Origin of the sequence: Mycobacterium sp. TY815 (assembly GCF_030755135.1) — a bacterium.
Classification (GTDB): domain Bacteria; phylum Actinomycetota; class Actinomycetes; order Mycobacteriales; family Mycobacteriaceae; genus Mycobacterium.
Map to the genome: position 1 here is coordinate 486,960 of NZ_JAUFRX010000002.1, position 19,460 is coordinate 506,419.

The 19,460-nt window shown below is 64.1% G+C and carries 13 protein-coding genes and 2 rRNA genes; 9 read left to right on the forward strand and 6 right to left on the reverse strand.

Going from position 1 to position 19,460, the window contains the following annotated elements; all coding sequences use genetic code 11:
• The first annotated feature begins 21 nt into the window (after positions 1-21).
• Together QXK92_RS21870 and glgB are read left to right on the forward strand one after the other, a co-directional pair.
• A complete protein-coding gene (locus QXK92_RS21870) occupies positions 22-2,109 on the forward strand; it encodes an alpha-1,4-glucan--maltose-1-phosphate maltosyltransferase (RefSeq protein ID WP_306245166.1) in 2,088 nt (695 codons plus the stop codon).
• Between the two features lie 6 nt (positions 2,110-2,115).
• Positions 2,116-4,311, forward strand: coding sequence for a 1,4-alpha-glucan branching protein GlgB (gene glgB, locus QXK92_RS21875; protein WP_306245168.1), 2,196 nt, complete (start codon positions 2,116-2,118; stop codon positions 4,309-4,311).
• An 86-nt stretch (positions 4,312-4,397) separates the two neighbouring features.
• On the opposite strand, the gene QXK92_RS21880 is transcribed toward glgB, so the two are convergent.
• Entirely contained in the window at positions 4,398-5,345 is a 948-nt protein-coding gene (locus tag QXK92_RS21880) for a tetratricopeptide repeat protein (RefSeq protein ID WP_306245169.1), read from the reverse strand.
• Between the two features lie 176 nt (positions 5,346-5,521).
• Positions 5,522-6,703: an acetyl-CoA C-acetyltransferase gene (locus QXK92_RS21885; RefSeq protein WP_306245170.1), complete on the reverse strand. Its 1,182-nt coding sequence runs from the start codon at positions 6,701-6,703 to the stop codon at positions 5,522-5,524.
• An 82-nt stretch (positions 6,704-6,785) separates the two neighbouring features.
• Between QXK92_RS21885 and mce the strand changes: the two genes are divergently transcribed.
• Positions 6,786-7,244 (forward strand): methylmalonyl-CoA epimerase, encoded by a 459-nt coding sequence (mce, locus tag QXK92_RS21890; protein ID WP_306245172.1) that lies wholly within the window; start codon positions 6,786-6,788, stop codon positions 7,242-7,244.
• A 7-nt stretch (positions 7,245-7,251) separates the two neighbouring features.
• Here the strand turns inward: mce and QXK92_RS21895 are convergent, their stop codons facing one another.
• Together QXK92_RS21895 and nucS are read right to left on the reverse strand one after the other, a co-directional pair.
• Entirely contained in the window at positions 7,252-7,533 is a 282-nt protein-coding gene (locus QXK92_RS21895) for a hypothetical protein (protein WP_306245173.1), read from the reverse strand.
• Between the two features lies 1 nt (position 7,534).
• Positions 7,535-8,197, reverse strand: a complete 663-nt coding sequence (gene nucS / locus QXK92_RS21900; RefSeq protein ID WP_306245175.1) for an endonuclease NucS — start codon at positions 8,195-8,197, stop codon at positions 7,535-7,537.
• A gap of 127 nt (positions 8,198-8,324) precedes the next feature.
• Between nucS and QXK92_RS21905 the strand changes: the two genes are divergently transcribed.
• The 6 genes from QXK92_RS21905 (at position 8,325) to QXK92_RS21930 (ending at position 15,931) form a co-directional block, all read left to right on the forward strand.
• The gene (locus QXK92_RS21905) at positions 8,325-9,971 is read left to right on the forward strand and encodes an adenylate/guanylate cyclase domain-containing protein (protein WP_306245177.1); all 1,647 of its coding nucleotides are present in this window, start codon (positions 8,325-8,327) and stop codon (positions 9,969-9,971) included.
• A 161-nt stretch (positions 9,972-10,132) separates the two neighbouring features.
• Entirely contained in the window at positions 10,133-10,453 is a 321-nt protein-coding gene (locus tag QXK92_RS21910; RefSeq protein ID WP_306245179.1) for a hypothetical protein, read from the forward strand.
• A gap of 56 nt (positions 10,454-10,509) precedes the next feature.
• Entirely contained in the window at positions 10,510-12,135 is a 1,626-nt protein-coding gene (locus QXK92_RS21915) for an adenylate/guanylate cyclase domain-containing protein (protein ID WP_306245180.1), read from the forward strand.
• Positions 12,136-12,234: 99 nt separating this feature from the next.
• A complete protein-coding gene (locus QXK92_RS21920; protein WP_306245182.1) occupies positions 12,235-13,872 on the forward strand; it encodes an adenylate/guanylate cyclase domain-containing protein in 1,638 nt (545 codons plus the stop codon).
• A gap of 80 nt (positions 13,873-13,952) precedes the next feature.
• Positions 13,953-15,437, forward strand: coding sequence for a DNA-3-methyladenine glycosylase 2 family protein (locus QXK92_RS21925; RefSeq protein WP_306245184.1), 1,485 nt, complete (start codon positions 13,953-13,955; stop codon positions 15,435-15,437).
• Entirely contained in the window at positions 15,434-15,931 is a 498-nt protein-coding gene (locus tag QXK92_RS21930) for a methylated-DNA--[protein]-cysteine S-methyltransferase (protein ID WP_306245186.1), read from the forward strand. Before QXK92_RS21925 ends, QXK92_RS21930 begins: the two co-directional genes overlap by 4 nt.
• 131 nt (positions 15,932-16,062) lie before the next feature.
• Here the strand turns inward: QXK92_RS21930 and rrf are convergent.
• Positions 16,063-16,176: ribosomal RNA gene (gene rrf / locus QXK92_RS21935) — 5S ribosomal RNA — on the reverse strand.
• A gap of 95 nt (positions 16,177-16,271) precedes the next feature.
• Positions 16,272-19,381, reverse strand: a 23S ribosomal RNA gene (locus tag QXK92_RS21940).
• Positions 19,382-19,460 lie beyond the last annotated feature (79 nt).

The following is a 19,460-nucleotide window of genomic DNA, read 5'->3' on the forward strand; positions in this document are numbered from 1 at the left end:
GAAATCGAATGGAGTGATTGGGTGCCCGGTCGTATCGAGATCGACGACGTTCAGCCCGTGGTCTCGTGTGGTACGTATCCTGCCAAGGCGGTGGTCGGTGAGGTGATTCCGGTCAGCGCGGCGGTGTGGCGCGAGGGGCACGAGGCGGTGGCGGCGACCCTGGTCGTGCGCTACCTCGGCAGCCGCTACCCCCACGTCGCCGACGCGCGCGGGATGAAAGCCGTGCAAGCCGCCGCCGAGCAGGAGACTGGGGGCGTCGAAGTCGCCGAGAAGGTCAAACCGCGGCAGTTTCCGATGACGATGGGCCTGGAGCCATACGTGTTCCACGGACAATTCGCGCCGGACAGGGTGGGATTGTGGACTTTCCGGGTAGACGGATGGGGTGACCCGATTCATTCCTGGCGCCACGGACTGGTCGCCAAACTCGATGCGGGCCAGGGCGAAAAGGAACTCTCCAACGATCTGCTGGTGGGCGCCGCACTGTTCGAACGCGCCGCCACCGGCGTCCCGCGCCAACAGCGGAACCCGCTGCTCGATGCCGCCGCGGCTCTGCGCAAGCCCGGTGATCCGTTGACCCGCACCGCGTTGGCACTGGCACCCGACGTCGAGGACCTGCTCGACCAGTTCCCGTTGCGCGAGTTGGTCACCCGTGGCCAGCAGTACGGCATCTGGGTGGACCGGACCCTGGCTCGTTTCGGGTCGTGGTACGAGATGTTCCCCCGCTCCACCGGCGGCTGGGACGCCGAAGGCCGCCCGGTGCACGGTACGTTCGCCACTGCCGCGGCGGCGCTGCCCCGGATCGCCGATATGGGATTCGATGTGGTTTACCTGCCGCCGATCCACCCGATCGGCAAGGTGCACCGCAAGGGGCGCAACAACAATCCGACCGCCGCCGCGGGCGACGTGGGATCGCCCTGGGCCATCGGCAGCGACGAGGGCGGCCACGACGCCATCCACCCGGCGCTGGGCACGATCGACGACTTCGACGACTTCGTCTCGGCTACAAGAGAATTAGGCATGGAGGTGGCGCTGGACCTGGCGCTGCAGTGCGCCCCGGACCACCCGTGGGCCCGGGACCACCGCCAGTGGTTCACCGAACTGCCCGACGGCACCATCGCCTACGCGGAGAACCCGCCGAAGAAATACCAGGACATCTATCCGCTCAACTTCGACAACGATCCCGCCGGGCTCTACAACGAGGTGCTGCGGGTGGTGCGTCACTGGATTCAGCACGGGGTCAAGGTGTTTCGGGTGGACAACCCGCACACCAAGCCACCGGACTTCTGGGCCTGGCTGATCGGCCAGGTGAAGGCCGTCGACCCCGATGTGCTGTTCCTGTCCGAGGCGTTCACCCCGCCGGCCCGCCAGTACGGGCTGGCCAAGCTGGGCTTCACGCAGTCCTACAGCTACTTCACCTGGCGCACGGCGAAGTGGGAGCTCACCGAGTTCGGCAACGACATCGCCAAGCTCGCCGACTTCCGGACGCCGAATCTGTTCGTCAACACCCCGGACATCCTGCACGAGGTGCTGCAGCACAACGGTCCGGGCATGTTCGCCATCCGCGCGGTGCTGGCGGCAACGATGAGCCCGGCGTGGGGGGTGTACTCCGGCTACGAGCTCTTCGAGCACCGCGCGGTGCGCGAAGGCAGCGAGGAATACCTCGACTCGGAAAAGTACGAATTGCGGCCCCGCGACTTCGCCGGCGCGCTGGCCGAAGGCCGGTCGTTGGAGCCGTTCATCGCCCGGCTCAACGAGATTCGGCGGCTGCACCCGGCTCTGCAGCAGCTGCGCACCATCCACTTCCACACGGTGGACAACGACGCGCTGCTGGCTTACAGCAAGTTCGACGCGGAAACCGGCGACTGCGTGCTGGTGGTGGTGACGCTGAACGCATTCGGGCCCGAAGAAGCGATTCTGCACCTGGACATGGCAGCACTGGGCATGGAGCCCTACGAGCGCTTCTGGGTGCGCGACGAGATCACCGGCGAGGAATACCAATGGGGGCAATCCAATTACATCCGCATCGACCCGGGGCGCGCCGTCGCCCACGTCATCAACATGCCGCTCGTACCCGAAGAATCCCGAATCACGCTGCTACGCAGGAGGTGAGGGCAAGTGAATCACACCGATGAACTCGCCAATACGCATCTGGCGCCCGATCCCGCCGAACTGGCCAGCCTGATAGCAGGTACCAATCACAACCCACACGGCATTCTAGGCGCGCACGAATACGGCGACCACACCGTCATCCGGGCGTTCCGTCCGCACGCGGCCAGCGTCGTCGCCCTCGTCGGCGAAGACAGAGTGCCCCTGGAGCACATCGATTCTGGGGTGTTCGCCGTCGCCCTGCCGTTCGCCGACCTCGTCGACTACCGGCTCGAGGTGACCTATGACGGGTCCGAACCGCACACGGTGGCCGACGCCTACCGGTTCCTGCCCACCCTGGGCGAGGTCGACCTGCACCTGTTCGCCGAGGGACGCCACGAACGCCTCTGGGAGGTGCTGGGCGCCCATCCCCGTTCGTTCACCACGCCCGACGGCACGGTCAGCGGCGTGTCGTTCGCGGTGTGGGCACCGAATGCCAAGGGCGTCAGCCTGATCGGCGAGTTCAACGGCTGGACCGGTACCGACGCCCCGATGCGGACGCTGGGTTCCTCCGGCGTCTGGGAGCTGTTCTGGCCCGACTTTCCGATCGACGGCCTGTACAAGTTCCGGGTGCACGGCGCCGACGGCGCCGTCACCGATCGTGCCGACCCGTTCGCGTTCGGCACCGAGGTGCCGCCGCAGACCGCGTCGCGCGTGACGGTGAGCGAGTACACCTGGAACGACCAGGAATGGCTGCAGCAGCGCGCCCAGCGCAACCCGGTTTTCGAGCCGATGAGCACCTACGAAGTGCACCTCGGCTCGTGGCGTCCCGGACTCGGGTATCGAGAGCTCGCCGAGCAGCTAACCGAATACGTTGTCGAACAAGGGTTTACCCACGTCGAACTGTTGCCCGTCGCCGAGCATCCCTTCGGCGGGTCCTGGGGATACCAGGTGACGTCGTACTACGCACCCTCGTCCCGCTTCGGCACTCCGGATGAATTCCGGACGCTGGTCGACGCTCTGCACCAGGCCGGCATCGGCGTCATCGTTGACTGGGTGCCGGCGCACTTCCCGAAAGACGCATGGGCACTGGGGCGCTTCGACGGAACCCCGCTCTACGAACACTCCGACCCCAAGCGCGGCGAGCAATTGGACTGGGGTACCTACGTTTTCGACTTCGGACGTCCGGAAGTACGGAACTTCCTGGTGGCCAATGCCCTGTACTGGCTACAGGAGTTCCACATGGACGGCCTGCGGGTCGATGCGGTCGCGTCGATGTTGTATCTGGATTACTCGCGCCCCGAGGGGGGTTGGACGCCGAACATCTATGGCGGTCGGGAGAACCTGGAGGCGGTGCAGTTCCTGCAGGAGATGAACGCCACCGCGCACAAGGCCGCGCCCGGTATCGTCACCATCGCCGAGGAGTCGACGTCGTGGCCGGGCGTCACCCGGCCGACCAGCCTTGGCGGGCTGGGCTTTTCGATGAAGTGGAACATGGGCTGGATGCACGACACGCTCGACTACTTCAGCCGCGACCCGATCTATCGCACCTACCACCACCACGAGATGACCTTCTCGATGCTGTATGCGTTCAGCGAGAACTACGTGCTGCCGCTCAGCCACGACGAGGTGGTGCACGGCAAAGGCACGTTGTGGGGGCGGATGCCCGGCGACAACCACGCCAAAGCGGCCGGGCTGCGCAGCCTGCTCGCCTACCAGTGGGCCCACCCCGGCAAGCATTTGCTGTTCATGGGCCAGGAGTTCGGCCAGCGCGCCGAGTGGTCAGAGGAACGCGGCCTGGACTGGTGGCAGCTCGATGAGCAGGGTTTCTCCAACGGCGTGCTGCGCCTGGTCCGGGACATCAACGGGATCTACTCGAGTCACCCCGCACTGTGGAGCAGGGACACGACACCCGAGGGCTATTCGTGGATCGACGCCAACGACTCGGGCAACAACGTGCTGAGCTTCCTGCGCTACGGCAGCGACGGATCGGTGCTGGCGTGTGTGTTCAACTTCGCCGGAGCTGAACACGGCAACTACCGCCTGGGCCTGCCCCAGGCTGGCCGCTGGCGCGAGGTGCTCAACACCGACGCGACGGTCTACAACGGTTCGGGAATCGGCAACCTCGGCGGCGTCGACGCCACCGACGACCCGTGGCACGGTCGCCCCGCATCAGCGGTGCTGGTGTTGCCACCGCTGTCCGCGATCTGGCTCGAACCCGCCTAGGCCCGGCTCCCCCTTGGCGAGCAGACACAAAATCGCCCTGGAACGCGCGTTCCAGGGCGATTTTGTGCCTGCTCGCGGAAAACCTGTCAGTACAGCGCGTTGGCCAGGTTGCGGCGGCCGGCGACCACTTCGGGGTCGGCCGGGTCGAAGAGTTCGAACAGCTCGATGAGCCGGGTGCGCACCCTGCTGCGGTCATCGCCCGACGTCCGGCGGATCAGTCCGATCAGACGGTCGAAGGCGCCGGTGACATCCTGGCTGAGGATCTGGACGTCGGCGGCGGCGAAGGCCGCATCGATGTCGTCGGGGGCCGCATCGGCCGTCGCAACCGACTCGGGCGGATGCGCGGTCGCGCGGCTGAGGAATCCGATCTGGCGGATGGCTCCCTTGGCTTCCACGCTGCCGGGGTCGGACTCCAGGACTGCCTCATAGGACCGTTTAGCCGCGTCGAAGTCGCCGGCCTCGAGTTCCTGACGCGCCTGCGCGACCACCGGATCGACTTCCTCCGGCTGCCCGGAGCCGGAGCCGCCCCGGAGCTTCCCGGCCGTGGCGTCGAGCAGCGAGTCGATCCAGCGCCGCAACTGATCAGCCGGCTGCGGCCCCTGGAAGCTGGAAACCGGTTGCGCCGCCGCCAGAGCCACTACGGTCGGGACCGCCTGCACGCCGAAGATCCGGGCTATGCCGGGCGCGGCGTCGACGTTGGCCGCGGCCAGCGCCCACGTGCCGTTGTCGTCGGCGGCCAGGCCGGCGAGCGTCTCGAGCAGGTCGACGCACACCTCGCTGCGGGGCGACCACAGCAGCACCACGACCGGGATCTCGTCGGACCGGTTGATGACCTCGTCCTCGAAATTGGCCTCGGTGACCTGAATGATGCCGGGACCACCGGAGCCGCCGGGACCGCCGGAGCCACCAGTACCACCCGGGCCACCGGAGCCGCCCGGAGGCGCACTGGCCTTCTGCTGTGCGCGTTGCTTGAGACCGGACAGGTCGACCGCACCGGCCAACGCAGGCCCGATCGAGGGTCGGGGACGTGTCACGGTCTCAAGTCTGTCACGCCGTCAGGACCTGCTCGCGGCGACCTCCTGCGCGGAAGAAAAGTAGCCGGAATTCGGCTTCGCATGCCCTCGGGCCGGAGCTATGACCAATCTCACAGTAATGCCGACAGTATCCGCCACGGCACCATGCCAGCAAACTCGCCAGCCGGGCGGGCCGGTTACCCGGCCCGCAGAATCAGTGCGTCACCCTGCCCGCCGGCGCCACACAGCGCCGCGACACCGTAGCCCGATCCACGACGCGCCAATTCCAGCGCAACGTGCAGCGTGATGCGTGCTCCCGACATTCCAATGGGGTGCCCGACGGCAATCGCACCGCCGTTGACGTTGACGATGTCCGGGTTGACGCCGAGTTCCTTGGTCGAGGCCAGAGCCACTGCCGCAAAGGCCTCGTTGATCTCCACCACGTCAAGCTGGTCGACCGAGATCCCCTCGCGGGCGAGCGCCTTCTTGATGGCGTTGGCGGGCTGGGACTGCAGCGTGGAATCCGGCCCGGCCACCACGCCGTGTGCGCCGATCTCGACCAGCCAGGTCAATCCGAGCTCCTGAGCCTTTTCCTTGTTCATGACCACGACCGCGGCCGCACCGTCGGAGATCTGCGATGCCGAACCGGCCGTAATGGTGCCGTCCTTGCGGAACGCGGGTTTGAGCACGGCCAGCGAGTCGGCGGTGGTGTTGGCCCGGATGCCTTCATCCTCGCTGAACTGCAGCGGATCGCCCTTGCGCTGCGGGATCTGCACTGGGACCACCTCGTCGGCGAACACGCCGTCTTTCCATGCGGCAGCGGCCTTTTGGTGCGACTGCGCCGCGTACTCGTCCTGTTGCTGGCGGGTGAACTTGTCGACGTCGTTGCGCTGTTCGGTCAGCGCGCCCATGGGCTGGTCGGTGAACACGTCGTGCAGGCCGTCGTAGGCCATGTGGTCGAGCACCGTGACGTCGCCGTACTTGTAGCCGGCCCTGCTGTCCATCAGCAGGTGCGGCGCCTTGGTCATCGACTCCTGGCCGCCGGCGACCACAACGTCGAACTCACCGGCGCGAATCAGCTGGTCAGCCAGGGCGATGGAGTCGATTCCGGACAGGCACATCTTGTTGATGGTCAGGGCCGGGACGTCCCAGCCGATGCCGGCGCCCACGGCCGACTGACGCGCCGGCATCTGCCCGGCACCAGCGGTGAGCACCTGCCCCATGATCACGTACTCGACCAGCGATGCCGGCACGTTGGCCTTTTCCAGCGCGGCCTTGATCGCGATGGCACCGAGGTCGCTGGCACTGAAGTCCTTGAGTGAACCCATCAGTTTGCCGATGGGCGTCCGAGCCCCAGCAACGATCACCGACGTCGTCATGAAACCTCCTAAACGGCACGGGAACGGCTGATCGGGCCAACCCGGAGAAGCGGATTCTTTCTGATGAGGTTACCGTTATGTAATGACGACCGATCAAGTTGACGCCCGTCCTACTCTGGCTACGTCACTGGTGACAGGACTCGATCACGTCGGCATCGCAGTCGCCGATCTTGACGCCGCGATCGAGTGGTACAACGACCACCTCGGCATGATCCTGGTGCACGAAGAAATCAACGATGACCAGGGCATTCGCGAAGCGATGCTGGCCGTCCCGGGTACCAGCGCCCAAATCCAGCTGATGGCGCCGCTCGACGAGACTTCGGTGATCGCGAAGTTCATCGACAAGCGCGGACCGGGCATTCAGCAGCTGGCCTGCCGGATCAGGGACCTGGATGCCATGTGCGAGCAGCTGCGCTCCCAGGGTGTGCGGCTGGTGTACGAGAAGCCCCGCCGCGGCACCGCGAACTCGCGCATCAACTTCATCCACCCCAAGGACGCCGGCGGAGTCCTGATCGAGCTGGTCGAGCCCGCGGCGCACTAGCTTTTCTTCAGGACCATTTGCGGGTAGGACCGCGAGTGGCCCGATTGGTCCAACACGGCGTGTGCCAGTGCCTGCGGTCGTCCACGGCCGCTGCCGCCCCTACCGGCCATACCACCACATGGGAAGTGCCGGAGCGGATTTCGTGGTCGCAGCCGGGGCACCGGTAGGTCTTGACGGCGCGCGCCGCGGGAATCGGGCGAACCTCGTACTCGTAGCCGTCGGCTCCGGTCTCGACCCGCGCCGGTAGCCGCAAGGGCTGCCGGGGTGGCGGTCTGCGACGCCGAGCCATCTCAAAACAACCGGTACTCGTCGCTGTCCATTCCGCGCATCTTGTCGTAATCCAGTGTCAGACAACGGATTCCACGGTCAGTAGCCAGCGTGCGGGCTTGCGGCTTGATCTGCTGGGCGGCGAACACGCCCTTGACGGGCGCAAGGACGGTGTCGCGGTTCAGCAGTTCCAGGTAACGGGTGAGCTGCTCGACACCGTCGATCTCGCCACGCCGCTTGATCTCCACAGCCACCGAGCCGCCCTTCTCGTCCCGGCACAGCAGGTCGACCGGTCCGATGGCGGTCATGTACTCCCGGCGGACCAACGTGAAACCCTCGCCCAGCAGGCCGACGTGTTCGGCGAGCAGCGCCTGCAAGTGCGCCTCGACGCCGTCCTTGACCAGACCTGGGTCGACGCCCAGATCGTGGCTGGAGTCGTGCTCGACGGCCTCGACGGTGATGCGCAACTGTTCACCGGTCTTGTTCTCGACCACCCACACCGGGCCCGGCTCTTCGGTCAGCCAGCACGGCGGGCTCATCCAGTTCAATGGCTTGTACGCGCGGTCGTCTGCATGCACGCTGACCGAACCGTCCGCCTTGAACAACAGCAGTCGGCGCGCGGACGGCAGATGCGCGGTGAGACGGCCAACGTAGTCGACGGTGCACTGGGCGATGACGAGACGCACCCGACCACCTTAAAACGTGCCCGGGAGGTAGGTCGCGAGCGTGCCCGCGCGGTCAGCCGCGAGAGTGCCCGGCCACCCCGACGAAATGTGACCTATCCCGCAAACGAAGAACTAGGCTGTCGCCACCATGTCGACCACGCGCACTCCCGAGAAGGGCCCGTCGCTCTGGGGCCGGTTCGTCGAGCGGGTAGCCCCTCGGGGTGAGCGGCGGTCGGCCAAGGAGGCGTATGGCACCTGGTTGCTGGGCCAGGTCACCGAATCTCAGTCCCGCCGGCGCCGGCGCATCAAGCTGATCGCCTGCCTTTACAGCTTGCTGGCGAATCTGACCGGCGTCGGATTCGTCGTGCTGATCCTGTGCCTCGCGTTTCCGGCACCCAACATCTATATCGACGAATCCCGTTGGCTCACTTTCGGATTGGCGCCGATGTGCGCGATGCTCGGCGCTACCGTGTGGATCACCGCACGGATTCTCACCGAATCCAGCCGGTGGGCGGTCGAGGAACGTGAGCCCACCACGGCCGACGGGCGAAAGACGCTGGTGGCCCCGTTCCGGGTAGCAGTCGTCCACTTCATTCTCTGGAATATCGCGGCCGCGTCGCTGGGTGCGCTCTACGGGACCATCGACCGCGTGTTCTTCTCGATCGTCTATCTGACGGTCGCGATCTGCGGCGCTCTGGTCGCAACCAACAGCTACCTGGCAACGGAGTTCGCGTTGCGGCCGCTGGCGGCGCAGGCACTGGAGGCCGGCCGCACGCTGAGACGGTTCAACCCCGGCATGATGACCCGGACGATGAACGTCTGGCTGGTCGGCTCGGGTGTGCCGCTGGCCGGCAACGCCCTGATATCGGTGATATCGCTGGTGGTCGGGGACCTGACCGAGACCCAGTTGGAAATCGCGGTACTGATCATCTCGCTGGCCACGCTGGTCTTCGGATACATCGTCATGTGGATCATGTCGTGGCTGACCGTGACGCCCGTCCGAGTGGTGCGCGCGGCGCTCAAACGTGTCGAGGAGGGCGACCTGGACGGCGAGCTGGTCGTCTTCGACGGAACCGAAATCGGGGAATTGCAGCGGGGTTTCAACGCCATGGTCGACGGGCTGCGCGAGCGCGAGCGGATCCGCGACCTGTTCGGCAGACATGTCGGCCGCGAAGTCGCCGCCGCCGCGGAGCGGGAGCGGCCCAAGCTCGGCGGCGAGGAACGCCACGTCGCCGTGGTGTTCATCGACATCGTCGGGTCCACCAAGCTGGTCCGCAGCCGGCCACCGGTGGACGTCGTCGATGTGCTCAACAAATTCTTCACGATCGTCGTCGAGGAGGTGGACTGCCGCCAGGGGCTGGTCAACAAGTTCGAGGGTGACGCATCGCTGGCGATTTTCGGCGCCCCGAATCATCTGGATTGCCCCGAGGACGCCGCACTGGCCACCGCACGAGCGATCGCCCATCGGATGGCCACCGAGATGTCGGAGTGCCAGGCCGGCATCGGCGTGGCGGCCGGAACCGTCGTGGCCGGCAACGTGGGTGCCAAAGAGCGCTTCGAGTACACGGTTATCGGGGAGCCCGTCAACGAGGCGGCCCGACTGTGCGAGCTGGCGAAGTCCCACGACGACAGGTTGCTGGCGAGCTTCGAAATGCTGTACAGCGCAAGTGAAGACGAGCGCGCTTTATGGTCGCCCGGCGGAACGGTGACCCTTCGTGGCCACGACCAGCCAACGCAGCTGGCTCATCTCCTTCACCCGACCCGGCCGCAATCGCTGTCTCGCGAATTAGGCTGACGCCGCCGTGTCGAACGAAGAGGTCCCAGCAACGCGTACCGGGAAGCGCCTGGCCACTTCCTGGAAAGGCTGACCCGTCAAGGTGCCCGGCCGAACATTCCCGCCTACGTTCTTCGGTGCTCGGGCACGTCTCGGAAGATCAGGCCTGCCGGCAGGTTCGCATGTTCGCCATCGTGGTCGACGAGGTCGACGAGGTCGACCGAAACTGCCGGCTGGACAACAAGTTCGAAGGTGATCCCGCGCGGGAGATCGTGGCAGGCAACGTCGGCGCCCATGAGCGATCCGAATACACGGTGATCTGCGGCCGGTCCACCAAGCAGCCCGGTTCTGCTCACTGGCGACGTAGCACTACCCAGATACTGTTGACGAACTCGGCGACAGTACAGAGCGCAAACGAAACCGAAAGTCGCCTTGGGGATTTAGGCGAGACGGTGACGCGGCGCAGCCATGATGATCCCATTCAGCTGGTGCATCCCTGCTGAATCATTTCCCGCTCGCTCTACCCAAAAACGTGTCAACCCGGCTAGGCTCCGCCACCATGACAGCGAGGGATAACGCTGCCCAGCGCCTGACCAACGCGCTCGGGACCGTGACGCGTTACGGCATCCCCCCACCCGAAACGACATCGTATGGCTCCTGGCTGTTGGGTAAGCGGTCGGACAGTGAGCACACGACACGCATCCGCTTGCAGGCAATGCTGACTCTTGTCGTCGCGGTTGCGAACCTCATCGGAGTCGGCGTAATGCTGACACTGATTGTGTCGGTGCCGGTGCCGCCCGCCAGAACCAAGATCCAGCCCTGGATCGAGTTTCTCGTCGGACCGTTCTACCTAGCGGCCAGCCTCGCTGTGGGCGGTATCTGGCTTACCTCGCGGATTGTGCGATCACTGCGGTGGGCGATTCAAGGAGACACACCCACCCTTCGCGATCAGCGGAACACGCTACTGATTCCGTGGCGACTCGCCGTTTTCCACCTCGTCTTCTGGGGAATTTGGACAGCCCTGCTGACCTACGTCTACGGGATTTACAACTCGTTGCTGATTCCCCGAATGCTTTTCGCGACAGGCATATCCGGCCTTGGTGTCGCCACCGGCTGCTACCTGTTCGCTGAGTTCGCGCTGCGCCCGGTGGCCGCCCGCGCACTGGAGGCGGGACCGCCGCCGCGCCGGCTGGCCTCGGGAATCATGAGCAGGACGATGACCGGCTGGCTCATCACGGCCGCGGTTCCCACGGTCAGCGTGTCGCTGTTGGCGATCCTCGATCTGACCTTGCGCGATATCACCGGCGCCCAGTTTGTCAGGTGGGTGATCCTCGTGACGGCACCGACGCTCCTCTTCGGATTCGTCCTCATGTGGGTGTTGGCCTGGCTGACGGCCACGCCGGTGCGGGTGGTGCGTGCGGCTCTCAAACGCGTCGAGCAGGGTGATCTGCACAGTGACATGGTGGTCTTCGACGGGACCGAATTGGGTGAACTGCAGCGCGGATTCAACAACATGGTCGACGGTCTGCGTCAACGTGAAAGTGTGCGCGACCTGTTCGGCCGGTACGTCGGCCGGGAGGTGGCGGCCGCGGCCGAACGGGAACTGCCGAAGCTCGGCGGCGAGGAGCGTCACGTCGCGGTGGTGTTCATCGACATCATCGACTCCACCAAGCTGGTCACCAGCCAGCCTCCGGCCGAGACCGTCGCGCTGCTCAACAGGTTCTTTGCCATCATCGTGGAGCAGATCAATGCTTTCCAGGGACTGGTGAACAAGTTCGCGGGCGACGCGTCACTGGCCATCTTCGGAGCCCCCAACCACCTCGCTTGCGCCGAAAATTCAGCGCTCGCCGCCGCGCGTTCAATCGCCGACCGACTGGTGAACGAAATTCCAGAACTCAAAGCCGGAATCGGGGTGGCCGCAGGCCAGGTCGTTGCAGGCAATGTGGGCGCCAACGAGCGTTTCGAGTACACCGTGATCGGCGGGCCGGTGAACGAAGCCGCGCGGTTGTGCACCCTGGCCAAGAAGTACCCCGGATATCTACTGGCATCTTCGGACGCCGTGCGTGGAGCTGACGAAAACGAGTCTGCCCGTTGGCGTTTGGGCGAGTCGGTGGTGCTTCGCGGATACGACCAGCCCACCCGGCTGGCCTCGCCAGTACAGCCGGCGCAAAGAACCGGCTGCTGATTCCTTAATCCCGGCCCGTCCTGCTCAATCGGCACCGACGGTGCCGGAGCGGGCCCGGCGTCATCGGGATCGCCACGCAAGAATTAGGCTGACCTCACCATGTCGCCCAACACGGCCCCCAGGAAAAGCGTCGCGCAGCGTCTGGGCCGGGTCCTCGAGAAGGTGACCCGACAGAGCGGTCGACTGCCGGACACTCCCGCATACGGTTCCTGGCTGCTCGGGCGGGTCTCTGAAGACCAGCACCGTCGTCGGGTCCGCATCCAGGTCATCATGACGGTCCTCATCGTCGCCGCGAACCTGATCGGTATCGCCGTCGCGGTTCTGCTGGTGACGGTGGCGGTGCCGGTGCCCAGCGTGTTCGACGACGCCCCGCTCTGGATATCGATCATCGCGGTCCCGGCGTACATCGTCGCGGCGTTGGTCGTGGGCGCTTACACAATCACCCGCGGAACGGTGGAAGCGCTGCGCTGGGCGATCGAGGAACGCAAGCCGACCGACCGGGACGAGCGCAACACCTTCATGGCGCCGTGGCGCGTCGCGGTCGGCCACCTCATTCTGTGGGGCATCGGCACGGTGCTGACGACCATCCTCTACGGCGTCGCGAACACCATGTTCATCCCCCGCTTTCTGGTCGCGGTGAGCTTCTGCGGCCTGCTCGTCTCCACCGGCAGCTACCTGCTCACCGAGTTTGCCCTGCGACCCGTCGCCGCCCAGGCGCTGGAGGCCGGGCCGCCGCCGCGGCGACTGGCCCCGGGAATCATGGGCCGGACCATGATGGTGTGGCTGCTCGGTTCCGGGGTGCCGGTCGTGGGCATCGGCCTGATGGCGTTCTTCGAGATGACCCTGCAGAACCTCACGCAGACGCAGTTCGCGGTCGGGGTGTTGATCATCTCGGCGGCTACCTTGATCTTCGGGTTCATCCTGTTGTGGATTTTCGCCTGGCTGACCGCGACACCGGTGCGGGTGGTGCGCGCCGCGCTCAAGCGCGTGGAGCAAGGCGACCTCCGCGGCGACCTGGTGGTGTTCGACGGCACCGAACTCGGGGAATTGCAGCGGGGTTTCAACGCCATGGTCGACGGACTGCGCGAACGCGAGCGCGTCCGGGACCTGTTCGGCCGGCACGTCGGACGCGACGTGGCACTCGCGGCCGAACGCGAGCGACCCAAGCTCGGCGGGGAGGAACGCCACGTCGCCGTTGTCTTCATCGACGTCATCGGCTCGACCAAGCTGGTGACCAGTCGTCCACCCGTGGAAGTCGTTCATCTGCTCAACCAGTTCTTCACGATCGTCGTCGAGGAGGTCGACCGTCACCACGGGCTGGTCAACAAGTTCGAGGGTGACGCGTCGCTGGCCATCTTCGGCGCACCCAACCATCTGGACTCTCCCGAGGACGAGGCCCTGGCCTGTGCGCGGGCCATCGCCGACCGGCTGGCCGACGAGATGACCGAACTACAGGCCGGCATCGGGGTGGCGGCCGGAACGGTGGTGGCCGGCAACGTGGGTGCCAAAGAGCGCTTCGAGTACACGGTCATCGGTGAGCCCGTCAACGAAGCGGCCCGACTGTGCGAACTGGCGAAGTCTCGTCCCGGAAAGCTGCTGACCACCGAGCAGACCCTGGACGGCGCCGGCGAGGAAGAGGCCCAGCGGTGGACGCTGGGTAAGAGCGTGAAGCTCCGTGGACACGATCAGCGCACCAAGTTGGCGTCTCCGGTGGAACCGGCAACGCCACGCCGCTGATTCCGGCCGCCGACGCCCAGCCAGACATTGATGTCGGTTTTCCGCCAGTCTCGTCGCCCCAGGGGTGTAACTGTGGAAGCGTGCATGAGGATTTCGAACGCTGCTACCGGGCGGTCCAGGCCAAGGACGCCCGGTTCGACGGCTGGTTCGTCATCGCAGTCCTGACCACCAGGATTTATTGCCGGCCCAGTTGTCCGGTACGGCCGCCGTTCGCGCGCAACGTGCGATTCCTGCCGACGGCCGCGGCCGCCCAGCGTACGGGTTTCCGGGCCTGCAAGCGGTGCCGTCCGGACGCGTCTCCGGGTTCTCCGGAATGGAACATGCGCGGTGACGTCGTTGCGCGGGCCATGCGACTCATCGCCGACGGCACGGTGGACCGCGAAGGTGTGACAGGACTGGCCGCCCACCTGGGCTACACCACCCGCCAGCTGGAGCGGTTGCTGCAAGCCGAGGTCGGAGCCGGTCCGCTCGCGCTGGCCCGCGCGCAGCGGATGCAGGCCGCCCGGGTGTTGATCGAGACCACCGATCTGCCGTTCGGCGACGTGGCGTTCGCCGCCGGGTTCTCCAGCATTCGGCAGTTCAACGACACCGTTCGGCTGGCGTGTGACAGCACGCCATCGGAGTTGCGCAAGCGTGCCGCGGCGCGCTTCGGTACCGCCACGTCAGCCGGCGTGCTGTCGCTGCGGTTGCCGGTCCGGACGCCGTTCGCCTACGAAGGTGTCTTCGGACATCTGGCTGCCACTGCGGTGCCCGGATGTGAAGAGGTGCGCGACAGCACTTATCGGCGCACTCTGCGGCTCGCCTGCGGCAACGGTGTGGTGTCGCTGACGCCGGCGCCGGACCACGTGCGGTGTCTGCTGGTACTGGACGATTTCCGGGACCTCGCCGCCGCGACGGCCCGGTGTCGACGGCTGCTCGATCTCGACGCAGATCCCGAAGCCGTCGTGGAGGCGCTCGGCGCCGATCCGGAACTTGGTCCTGTCGTCCGCAAGTCGCCGGGTCAGCGGATACCCCGGACCGTCGACGAAGCCGAATTGGCCGTGCGGGCGGTATTGGGTCAGCAGGTATCGACCAAGGCCGCCCGCACCCACGCCGGCCGGCTCGTCGCCGCCTACGGTCAGCCGGTGGAGGACGCCGCGGGTACCTTGACCCACACGTTCCCCTCCGTCGAGCAACTGGCCGACATCGATCCGGTCCACCTGGCCGTCCCCAAGTCACGTCAGCGCACGGTGAGCGGGCTTGTGGACGCTCTCGCGGCCGGCAGCGTCACCCTGGATCCCGGATGCGATTGGACGCGGGCACGCAGCCAGCTGCTGGAACTGCCGGGAATCGGGCCCTGGACGGCGGAAGTGATCGCCATGCGCGGGTTGGGTGATCCCGATGCGTTCCCGGCCAGTGACCTGGGGCTGAAGCTGGCTGCCGAGCAGCTGGGCTTGCCGAAGCACGAGCGCACGTTGCTGGAGCACAGCGCCCGCTGGCGGCCATGGCGTTCCTACGCCACCCAACATTTGTGGTCCACCCTCGAGCATCCGGTTAACCATTGGCCACCCAAGGAGGTCGCATGATTCGCTTTCGCACGATCGACAGCCCGATCGGTCCGCTCACCCTGGCCGGCCGCGACGGAGTGTTGACCAATCTGCGGATGGTCGACCAGACCTATGAACCCAGCCGCGCGGACTGGACTCCGGACGACAGCGGGTTTACCGAGGCGGTGCACCAACTCGACGCATATTTCGCCGGCGAGTTGTGCGATTTCGATGTGCCGCTGGACCTGCGTGGTACGGAGTTTCAGCGGCGGGTCTGGGAGGCGCTGCTCACCATTCCTTACGGCGAAACCCGGTCTTATGGACGGATCGCCGAACAGATCGGTGCGCCCGGCGCTGCGCGTGCTGTCGGATTGGCCAACGGACACAACCCCATCGCCATTATCGTGCCGTGTCACCGCGTCATCGGGGCGGCCGGAAAATTGACCGGTTACGGCGGCGGACTGGATCGCAAACAAACGCTGCTCACTTTGGAGAAGCGGCGGGCGCCGGCCGACCTCACGCTGTTCGACTAATCCCCGCGCGAGCCGACGCAAAAGCCCCCTTTTCGATGTCGAATCGGGGGCTTTTGCGGCTACTCGCGCATGATAGCGCGTCTCTTAGAATGCAAAAACACCCCCAAATGAATGGGGGTGTTTTTGTGTATGTTCGGCGGTGTCCTACTTTTCCACCCGAAAAGGGCAGTATCATCGGCGCTGACAGGCTTAGCTTCCGGGTTCGGGATGGGACCGGGCGTTTCCCTGTCGCTGTGGCCGCCGTAACTCTATTTAAATTTGTGTTGGTGGGGGGTGTGGTGTCGCGACAAGTCTGTTTTACCAGATTCGTCGTGACGAGATAGTGGTTGCGATTGGTTGTGTTGGTAAGTTTTCGGCCGGTTAGTGCCAGTTCCCTGCACTCATTACTGAGCTTCCAGGTCTGGCCTATCAATCCAGTGTTCTGCTGGGGGCCTTATCCCTCCTAGAGGGTGAGAAACCTGATCTTGGAGAAGGTTTCCCGCTTAGATGCTTTCAGCGGTTATCCTGTCCGAACGTAGCTATCCAGCGGTGCTCCTGGTGGAACAACTGGTGCACTAGAGGTTCGTCCGTCCCGGTCCTCTCGTACTAGGGACAGGTTTCCTCAAGTTTCTGACGCGCGCGGCGGATAGAGACCGAACTGTCTCACGACGTTCTAAACCCAGCTCGCGTGCCGCTTTAATGGGCGAACAGCCCAACCCTTGGGACCTGCTCCAGCCCCAGGATGCGACGAGCCGACATCGAGGTGCCAAACCATCCCGTCGATATGGACTCTTGGGGAAGATCAGCCTGTTATCCCCGGGGTACCTTTTATCCGTTGAGCGACACCCCTTCCACTCAGAGGTGCCGGATCACTAATCCCGACTTTCGTCCCTGCTTGACTTGTAGGTCTCGCAGTCAAGCTCCCTTGTGCATTTACACTCAACACCTGATTGCCGTCCAGGTTGAGGGAACCTTTGGGCGCCTCCGTTACATTTTAGGAGGCAACCGCCCCAGTTAAACTACCCACCAGGCACTGTCCGTGAACCGGATATACGGTTCGACGTTAGGTGTCCAATACGATCAGAGTGGTATTTCAACAACGACTCCACCTCAACTGGCGTCGAGGTTTCACAGTCTCCCACCTATCCTACACAAACCGTACCGAACAACAATACCAAGCTATAGTGAAGGTCCCGGGGTCTTTTCGTCCTGCCGCGCGTAACGAGCATCTTTACTCGTAGTGCAATTTCGCCGAGTCTATGGTTGAGACAGTTGAGAAGTCGTTACGCCATTCGTGCAGGTCGGAACTTACCCGACAAGGAATTTCGCTACCTTAGGATGGTTATAGTTACCACCGCCGTTTACTGGGGCTTAAATTCTCCGCTTCACCCTTGCGAGTTAACGGGTCCTCTTAACCTTCCAGCACCGGGCAGGCGTCAGTCCGTATACATCGTCTTGCGACTTCGCACGGACCTGTGTTTTTAGTAAACAGTCGCTTCTCACTGGTTTCTGCGACCGGCTTCCGCTCCCACCGAAAAGGTGTTCACGATGTGCCGGCCCCCCTTCTCCCGAAGTTACGGGGGTATTTTGCCGAGTTCCTTAACCATAGTTATCTCGTACGCCTTGGTATTCTCTACCTGACCACCTGTGTTGGTTTGGGGTACGGGCCGTGTGTGAACTCGCTAGAGGCTTTTCTTGGCAGCAGAGGATCACCGAATTCGCCTCAATCGGCTATGCGTCACCTCTCAGGATTTAATGAGCGACGGATTTGCCTATCGCTCTCCCTACGGGCTTGCCCCAGTATTACCACTGACTGGTACGGCTACCTTCCTGCGTCACCCCATCGCTTGACTACTACCAACCGGGGTCCCACGCAGCCGGTCACCGTCGCACCCCGAAGGGATTGATCAGCGACCATTTGGGTGGTTAGCACAATTGATTCATCACGGGCGCGCACACACGGGTACGGGAATATCAACCCGTTGTCCATCGACTACGCCTGTCGGCCTCGCCTTAGGTCCCGACTCACCCTGGGCGGACTGGCCTGGCCCAGGAACCCTTGGTCTTTCGGCGGGCAAGGTTCTCACTTGCCTATTCGCTACTCATGCCTGCATTCTCACTCCCCCATCCTCCACCTACGGTTACCCGACGGCTTCGCTGAATGAGGGACGCTCCCCTACCCACACCTACTTACGTAGATGTGCCGCGGCTTCGGCGGTGTGCTTGAGCCCCGCTACATTATCGGCGCACAATCACTTGACCAGTGAGCTATTACGCACTCTTTCAAGGGTGGCTGCTTCTAAGCCAACCTCCTGGTTGTCTCTGCGACTGCACATCCTTTTCCACTTAGCACACGCTTTGGGGCCTTAGCCGGCGATCTGGGCTGTTTCCCTTTCGACGTACGGAGCTTATCCCCCGCCGTCTCACTGCCACGCTTTACACCACGGCATTCGGAGTTTGGCTGACGTCAGTAACCTAGTAGGGCCCATCGGCCATCCAGTAGCTCTACCTCCGTGGTGAACCACGCAACGCTGCACCTAAATGCATTTCGGGGAGAACCAGCTATCACGGAGTTTGATTGGCCTTTCACCCCTACCCACAGCTCATCCCCTCAGTCTTCAACCTAAGTGGGTTCGGGCCTCCACGCGGTCTTACCCGCGCTTCACCCTGGCCATGGGTAGATCACTCCGCTTCGGGTCCAGAACATGCCACTACACCCCTTACGGGGATACGCCCTATTCAGACTCGCTTTCGCTGCGGCTACCCCACACGGGTTAACCTCGCGACATGTCCCTGACTCGCAGGCTCATTCTTCAAAAGGCACGCCATCACCCCACGAGGAGGCTCTGACGGATTGTAGGCGCACGGTTTCAGGTACTCTTTCACTCCCCTCCCGGGGTACTTTTCACCATTCCCTCACGGTACTAATCCGCTATCGGTCATCGAGAAGTATTTAGGCTTACCGGGTGGTCCCGGCAGATTCACAGCAAATTCCACGGGCTCGCTGCTACTCGGGAGGTTGATCAAGGCAGGTGTCGAGTTTTCGCGTACCGGGCTCTCACCGTCTGCGGCAGGCCGTCCCAGACCACTTCCGCTAACTACGACACTTTTTTACTGCCTCCCAGCCAGGTAGAGCTGAGAAGATCATTCCCACAACCCCGCACACACAACCCCTACCCGGTATCACATGCATGCGGTTTAGCCTTTTCCGCGTTCGCTCGCCACTACTAGCGGAATCACAATTGTTTTCTCTTCCTACGGGTACTGAGATGTTTCACTTCCCCGCGTTACCTCCCGCACCCTATATATTCAGATACGGGTAACACGACATCACTCGTGCTGGGTTTCCCCATTCGGAAATCCTCGGATCAACGCTCGGTTGACAGCTCCCCGAGGCATATCGCAGCCTCCCACGTCCTTCATCGGCTCTCGATGCCAAGGCATCCACCATGCGCCCTTAGACACTTACAAACACTACAAAAACCAAAGAATAAAATTGCACAAAAAGAACACGTTGCCGCGAACGGCAACGCATACATTTTGATGCTCG

What these genes read in the sequence shown, in the direction of transcription:
- QXK92_RS21885 (WP_306245170.1), bottom strand. Translation starts at nt 6,703, where the DNA reads ATGACGACGTCGGTGATCGTTGCTGGGGCTCGGACGCCCATCGGCAAA.
- mce (WP_306245172.1), top strand. Translation starts at nt 6,786, where the DNA reads ATGACGACCGATCAAGTTGACGCCCGTCCTACTCTGGCTACGTCACTG.
- QXK92_RS21895 (WP_306245173.1), bottom strand. Translation starts at nt 7,533, where the DNA reads ATGGCTCGGCGTCGCAGACCGCCACCCCGGCAGCCCTTGCGGCTACCG.
- QXK92_RS21905 (WP_306245177.1), top strand. Translation starts at nt 8,325, where the DNA reads ATGTCGACCACGCGCACTCCCGAGAAGGGCCCGTCGCTCTGGGGCCGG.
- QXK92_RS21910 (WP_306245179.1), top strand. Translation starts at nt 10,133, where the DNA reads ATGTTCGCCATCGTGGTCGACGAGGTCGACGAGGTCGACCGAAACTGC.
- QXK92_RS21915 (WP_306245180.1), top strand. Translation starts at nt 10,510, where the DNA reads ATGACAGCGAGGGATAACGCTGCCCAGCGCCTGACCAACGCGCTCGGG.
- QXK92_RS21920 (WP_306245182.1), top strand. Translation starts at nt 12,235, where the DNA reads ATGTCGCCCAACACGGCCCCCAGGAAAAGCGTCGCGCAGCGTCTGGGC.
- QXK92_RS21930 (WP_306245186.1), top strand. Translation starts at nt 15,434, where the DNA reads ATGATTCGCTTTCGCACGATCGACAGCCCGATCGGTCCGCTCACCCTG.